This is a genomic window from Chryseobacterium scophthalmum (genome assembly GCF_900143185.1).
GTDB lineage: Bacteria > Bacteroidota > Bacteroidia > Flavobacteriales > Weeksellaceae > Chryseobacterium > Chryseobacterium scophthalmum.
Genome location: NZ_FSRQ01000003.1, coordinates 342,901 through 349,918, shown reverse-complemented (window position 1 = coordinate 349,918; position 7,018 = coordinate 342,901). Strand labels below are relative to the sequence as shown.

Here is a 7,018-nt window from a genome sequence, read left to right as displayed (position 1 = left end):
TCAATGATCTCTTCTCTCTCGCTTTTTACGATACCTACATTTTCTGTCGTTTTCAGTACCGATTTGCGTGTGCAAAAGTAAAACTTTATTTCTAACTGACCAAATGTTTTTAAAAGAAATTTTAAAGTTTTTTAATGACCCTAAATCCTTATTTCCTACACTTGATTTATTCTACTCCGCTCCCGTTTTACCGGACTGCAAAGATACTAATCTTTTTATTTCTCGCAAATTTTTATTTCAAAAAATTTAAAAGTTTTTTTTAAGATCCTTATCTATTCGTAGATAACATTAGTATTATCGTTTTTGCCTTATTCAAAGCTCTTCTGCGCTACCGAAACTCTCTCGTTTTTCAGTGGGGCAAAAGTAGTACTTTATTAACACACAATCCTAATTTATTTAACATAAAATTCATATTTAATCAGTATTCCATGGTAACTAGCTGGTTTAATGATTCAAAATTTTGAGCATTAGCTAGCACAGGTTAGGACTTAGGGTATCGGTGGCTGGTCGCAGGTTGTGTGGGTTGGGTTGCGGGTGAGTGTCGGAGAGTAATAGTGTTTGAGCATTTGAGAGTGAAGATTGTGGGAAAGGCTTAAGTTCTGAAAGTATAAGAGAGAAGAAAGAAAAGGTTTCAGAGGGAAATATCTATGATAAAATATATAGGGAAGCGGTTTTATCGCAAAGGAAAACTAAGAGTTGTTTTTACATCCTTATATAAGACAAACAAAGGCGTTTCACTTAGCAAAAGAAAGACTAAGTAGAAAATAAAGGATTCAAACGTGAAAAGATATTCTTTTATATATTATAAAAGACGACGTTCCTTAGGAGTGCAGGCTTTTATATATTGTTCTGTCTGTGATTTGCTTTTGGGAGGATTTATGATCTATGTGCCGCTCCGATATAGCTTTGATTCTAACCAATTATTGTTTTGCTACAAAGACAGCGCTCCGGAGGAGCGCTGTCTTTGTATATCATTATTCTAGTTAATTTTTAAATCCAAGCAAAAATTATAAATATGGATCTATTTTAAAATAGCAATTCAAATCTTGTCCTTTAAGTAATAAGTACATAATACATATATAACTGAAAGTTCCGTTACAAACTACCACTCTAGCCCGGATTGAACGGCTTGTTTGAGCTCTTTTTGCTGCAAAGAAAAAGCAGGGCACAAAAAAGCGAGTAGTGAAAGCCGGATTAAGCTACTGAAAAAAATAAAATTACTTATTTACATAGATTACCATTTTCGAAATCCTTCTATATATTATATATGATAAAAAATATCCTTGAAAATTTCAGAGAGAATGATATCTTCAGTAATGATTATTTCAAGAGTATATAATTAAATAAAGGCGGATCCTTTTTTGGAAATCTTCGGAATCGTTTTTGATGTGAAATAAGTTAACTTTAAAAACTTTCTCACAATAAGAAATATCAGTAATTTTGAACGAGCATAATGGTATGAAAAGGCTTCTGAGTTTTATTTTTTTGTGGGCATTTATTTTTGGTTTTTCGCAATCAAAAATCACTGTATTTAATGAAACTGACAAAACTCCGATTGCCAACGCTAATATTTCATGTAATGGTAAGATTTTAGGCAAAACTAATGCTGCAGGTTTTTTGGAATTTAAAACTAAATGCAAAAATATTCAGATTGAAGCATCGGGTTTTTATAAAGAAAGCACTTTGGTAGAAAATATTATCCAGATTTCTCTTACTCCTACTTCCTCCAAAACTTTTGCGATAGAAACAATCATTCTTGAAGATAAAAGTGATCCCAGAGCTTTGGAAATTCTCAGAAAAGTAGATCAGCTTTTTAAAAGTAACTCTCCCGAAAGTCTAGATTCTTATTCGTACAAATCTTACGAAAAGGTTTCTCTTGATATTGATCAAGATAGCATTACTGCGTTTAATAATGTATTCACCAACAATTTAGGATTATTTAAAAACAATAAAAAAGAAGATTCTGCACAAGATGTTTCAGCGAGAAAAATATTTGCCAACAGTAAGCTTTTTCTTTGGGAAAGAGCTCAGGAATTTTTGTATTCGAAAAAATATGGCGAAAAAATAAATATTCTTGACAATCGAATTTCCGGACTGAAGCAGCCTATTTACGAAATGATTGCGCTGCAAAGCAATAGAAACAAAATCCCCAATCAGATCAAACAGGAAAATCGTGGTTTGTACCGTTTCTTTCTTACAGACAGCGTAGAAATTGATGGTAGACAAAATTATGTAATCCGTTTTCGTGAAGCCAATTATAAAAAACCGGTAAAAAAAAGAAAATTCAGCGGAACTATTTATATTGATACTGAAACGTACGGCATCAAAAAAATCGAAAGCGTAAGCAAAGAGAAAAACGAAGGAAATATTACGAGCATCTGGATTTATTTCAACAACAAATGGTTTTTATCTGAAGAACGTGTAAAACTACGTATGAGCCGAATGATGATGGGACAGGACAGTGAAAATCCTGAAAAAGAGAAAGAAAAAAAGAAAAGTTTCGGAACGTACGCTTATCTTAACTCAAAATATTTCAATTACATCTCTCCTATTGAAGAAGATCCGAAAGATTTTAAAGGCTATACTTTTTCGGTAAAAAATACAAGCGGAAACACGCTTCATCTTTATCGTCCAGAACCTTTATCTCTTAGAGAAAGTCATACCTACAAAACCATTGACAGTTTAGGAAAAGTCTATAAGATTGACAGAACAGCAAGAATTTTAACAGGTTTGATTAACGGGCAGGTTCGTGTGGGAAGTTTTGATTTTGATATTGGTGAAATTGTCAATTATAACTTGTATGAAGGCTTCAGATTGGGTTTAAAAGGAAAACTTAATGAAAATTTCGACCCTTATTTTTCGCCCGATTATTATTTTGCCTATGGTTTACGTGACGATAAATTCAAATATGGAATTGGAATTGATATGAAAACCACGCTCGAAAAAAACTCTTATTTCCGAGTGGAATATTATGACGATGTAAATTCTTCAGGTGAATTTTATCGCCGACTTTGGACGTTCAGAATGCGTATGATGAATTATGGAAATAACATCAACAACGATAAATATTACCGTTATAAGGGCGCTTCTTTGTCTTATTTAAATGACGTTACCAACGGTTTAACGCTCGCTTTTGCTACAAGAAGAAATTCTGAGGAAGCTCTATTTGATTATAATTTCCGCGGAAAAGGTGGTTCTTTTGAAAACTTCAATACTTTGGTGACTTTAAAATATTCCCCAAATTCAACAAACATCATGACTCCGCAGGGAAAATCACTGATCGATCAGAAATATCCCGAGCTTTATTTTAATTACGAGCAAAGTGTGAAAGTTTTTGGCGGAGATTTTAATTACACCCGTTTTGATGCTTTGTTTGTGCACAATTTCAAAACAAGACTGGGAAACACAGGCGTTCGTTTATACGGAGGTTTTCTTTTGGGTGAAGCACCTATTTGGAAAAATTTCACAACAAACGGACTGGCCTCTCCAAGTCGTGATATTAATTTTAACCTTACTTCTTATCTCGGTTTTGCCACTTTGGAAGGCGGAAAATATTACAACGATAAGTTTATTGCTTATTATTTCACGCATAAATTACCTTTTTACTTTAAAAGTATTGGTCAGAATGTGACGAGTTTTGATTTTGTGCTTCGTGGAACAATTGGAGATATGAAACATCCCGAATATCATGATTACAGATTCGAAAAGCTGGATCATTTGTATCAGGAAGTTGGTTTAGAATGGAATAATTTTTTATCTTCATACTTCAACCTTGGATTATTTTACAGGGTTGGTTACTACACAACAACCAATTTTAAACAAAATTTTGCAATACAGTTTAAATTAAAGCTTCTTGAATTTTAATCTAAGTTTTGTATTTCTAAATGTAACTCAAATCCCTCTATCCACTTTAAAAATTGAAAAATGTTGTATAACTTTGTGGCTAAATTAAAGCAGGGAAAATAATAAACGACAGTTTTAAGAATTAATATAAAATGAAAAAAATAGAAATAAAAGCAGAACAGTTTTTTGAATTATTAAAACTAAAAGATACTTCAATGTGGTCTGTTTTTGCTCAAATGATTGATGGTGAAGAAAAAGAAATCATTTTTTTAGATAATGAAGAAAAAATACTTTTCAATTATATTCTTCCTTCAAATCCTGAAAAACTGGAAGAAGACCGTAAGGAATTTTCTAAGCAGTTCTCTGATAAACTATCAACCATAAAGTAGGTTTGAGGGTTTTAGTATTGGAGAGTTTTAGTGTGAAAGTCAACTTATAATTAGTGTTACATTTCTCAAACCCTAAAATTCTCCCACACTCCTACTCTCAAACACGACCACTCTCCCACTCTAAAACACAGTTCTTTGCTTCCGCAACATCATGAACCCGAAGAATTTTTGCTCCTTGTTCTAAAACTTTTAAATGCAACTTTTGAGTTTCTTCGTTGATTTCTAAAGGTGATTTCCCTAAAGGTTTATAAATAAAAGATTTTCTTGAAATCCCTATTAATAAAGGATATTTCCCAAAACCTAAGAACTCGACTTCATTGATCATTTTCATCTGATCTTCAACCGTTTTTCCGAAACCGAAACCGGGATCCAAAATAATGTCTTTAACTCCTTTTTGTAATAATTCGTTTGTTTTTTTTGTAAAATACTGATTGACATTCAAAGTAATATCCTTAAAATTCACTTTATTGTGCATCGTTTCATAAGAAGGATTAACGTGCATTAAAATATAAGGAAGTCTTGTTTCAGCAATGACATCAAACATTTTTTCATCAAACTGTCCGCCTGAAATATCATTCACCAGATCAATTCCTTCATTAAAACCAAATTTTACAGTTTCAGCATAAAAAGTATCCAGAGAAATTAATGCTTCGGGAAACTCTTTTTTGATATCTGAAATTACAGTTCCGATTCTTCTGATCTCCTCATCAATACTCAGAAATTCAGCATTCGGTCTTGTAGACTGCGGACCAATATCAATAATTTCCCCTCCATCTTTCAATATTTTTTCAGCGTGTTGCAATGACGATTTTTCATTATTAAATTTTCCACCGTCAGAAAAAGAATCGGGTGTAAGATTTAGAATTCCCATGATTTTTGGCGAACTTAAATCGACTAACCTTCCGTTGCAATTTAATGAATGATTATTGATGAATGATGAATGATTTTCCATATCACAAAAATACTACTTCTGGCTTGTTACTTCCAAGTTATAGCCAAAAAACTGCGCCCTGATTCCTCTTACCTAAAACCTAATTTGTATCTTTGAAAGATTAAGAAAATTTATGTCAAAAACTTCAGTACAGTTCGGTAAAATCATCAATGAGTGTCGTGATCTTTTCAGTAAAAAAATGCACGATTATGGCGCAGCGTGGAGAGTTTTACGCCCAAGCTCAATTACGGATCAGATTTATATTAAAGTCAACAGAATCCGCACGTTACAGATGACTGATGTAAAGATGATTGACGAAAGCGAAGAAGGAGAATTTATTGCTATCGTTAATTATTCAATTATCGGATTAATTCAGCTGGAAAAAGGTCTTTCGAATGATTTTAATGAAAATCCTGAAGAAATTTTAAATCTTTACGACAAATATGCTGCTGAAGCGCAAGCTTTAATGGAAAAGAAAAATCATGATTACGGCGAAGCTTGGAGAGATATGAGAATTTCTTCCATCACCGACCTAATTTACCAAAAAGTATTGAGAACCAAACAAATTGAAGACAATCAGGGAAAAACTTTGGTTTCTGAAGGTTTGGATGCCAATTATTTTGACATGCTGAATTACGCAGTTTTCTGTCTGATAAAATTTTCTGAACAAACAATTCCAAACGAACCAAAAAACTAATTAATATGATCAAAGGTTTATTACGTTTCATTATCGCTGTTATTTTCATCGCTTCAGGTTTTGTAAAAGCTGTAGACTTGGTAGGTTTTTCCTTTAAAATGGAAGAATATTTTTCGCCATCGGTTTTCAACATGCCGTTTTTAGAGAAATTCGCCTTGCTTTTTTCAATTATCGTGGTAGTTCTTGAATTATTCTTAGGCTTTTTATTATTACTAAAATTAAAACTGAAATTCACACTTTCTGCGCTGATTGCACTTTGTATTTTCTTTGGATTTCTAACGTTTTATTCAGCATACTTTAATGTAGTAACCGATTGCGGATGTTTTGGTGATGCGATTAAATTTACACCTTGGGAAAGCTTTGTGAAAGATGTTGTACTTTTGGTTGGGCTGATTATTCTTTTTGTTTTATATAGAAAAGAATTCAAGAAAAAAGATGCTTACTCAGATAATAATAAACCTGAAAACAATAAATTGAAATCAATTGTTTTAGGTATTTTATCTTTAGGAATGATTGTGATTATGGCTATTGGTATCATCAACGAACCAATTATTGATTTCCGCGATTATAAAATAGGAACCGATCTGAAAGCTGAAAAAGCTAAAATTATCAAAAATCCTTTTGAATACAAGACTTTTTATTCAATGAAAAACACTAAAACCGGGGAAGTTTTAAAGGTAAATTCGGACGATTATGTAAACCAAACAAAATACTGGGAAGAAGGTTCGCCTTGGAAAATTGAAGAAGGTAAAAATGAATCTAAACTCGTTAAAGAAGGTTATAAATCTGAAATTGTAAAATTCAAAATTGAAGACCCTACCGGAATTGATTTAACTGATGAAGTTATCAATGCTCCGAAAGCAATTTTAGTATTTGCTTATCATCCGAAAGAAGTTTCTCCAGAATTAATTAAAAACGTAGAAGCAAAAGTAAATGCTCAGAAAGGAGCTGTAATTTACGGTGTTTCTACCGATCAAAATACTTTTAAAACCATTAAAAATGCAATGATGGACGGTACTGCCATCAAAACAATTGCAAGAAGCAATCCTTTTGTACTGGTTTTAGAAAAAGGAAAAATTGTTGACAAACAGCCAGCAAAATATTACGTTGACTAGAATTTTACTGTCAATTGTGAATGGTAAATTGTCAATTTTAAAA

5 protein-coding genes are annotated in these 7,018 nt (G+C 32.3%); 4 read left to right on the top strand and 1 reads right to left on the bottom strand.

Annotated features, from left to right (window positions below; genetic code table 11):
• Window positions 1–1,458: 1,458 nt before the first annotated feature.
• Window positions 1,459–3,864 carry a hypothetical protein gene (locus BUR17_RS16605; RefSeq protein WP_074231716.1) on the top strand — a complete coding sequence of 802 codons (2,406 nt, stop codon included), beginning with the start codon at window positions 1,459–1,461 and terminating at the stop codon, window positions 3,862–3,864.
• Between the two features lie 131 nt (window positions 3,865–3,995).
• Window positions 3,996–4,232 carry a hypothetical protein gene (locus BUR17_RS16600; RefSeq protein ID WP_074231715.1) on the top strand — a complete coding sequence of 79 codons (237 nt, stop codon included), beginning with the start codon at window positions 3,996–3,998 and terminating at the stop codon, window positions 4,230–4,232.
• Between the two features lie 97 nt (window positions 4,233–4,329).
• Here the strand turns inward: BUR17_RS16600 and folP are convergent, their stop codons facing one another.
• A complete protein-coding gene (folP, locus tag BUR17_RS16595; RefSeq protein WP_074231714.1) occupies window positions 4,330–5,184 on the bottom strand; it encodes a dihydropteroate synthase in 855 nt (284 codons plus the stop codon).
• A 112-nt stretch (window positions 5,185–5,296) separates the two neighbouring features.
• On the opposite strand from folP, the gene BUR17_RS16590 reads away from it, so the two are divergent.
• Together BUR17_RS16590 and BUR17_RS16585 are read left to right on the top strand one after the other, a co-directional pair.
• Window positions 5,297–5,860: a DUF1599 domain-containing protein gene (locus tag BUR17_RS16590; protein WP_074231713.1), complete on the top strand. Its 564-nt coding sequence runs from the start codon at window positions 5,297–5,299 to the stop codon at window positions 5,858–5,860.
• A gap of 5 nt (window positions 5,861–5,865) precedes the next feature.
• Window positions 5,866–6,975, top strand: a complete 1,110-nt coding sequence (locus BUR17_RS16585) for a BT_3928 family protein (RefSeq protein ID WP_074231712.1) — start codon at window positions 5,866–5,868, stop codon at window positions 6,973–6,975.
• Window positions 6,976–7,018: the final 43 nt, after the last annotated feature.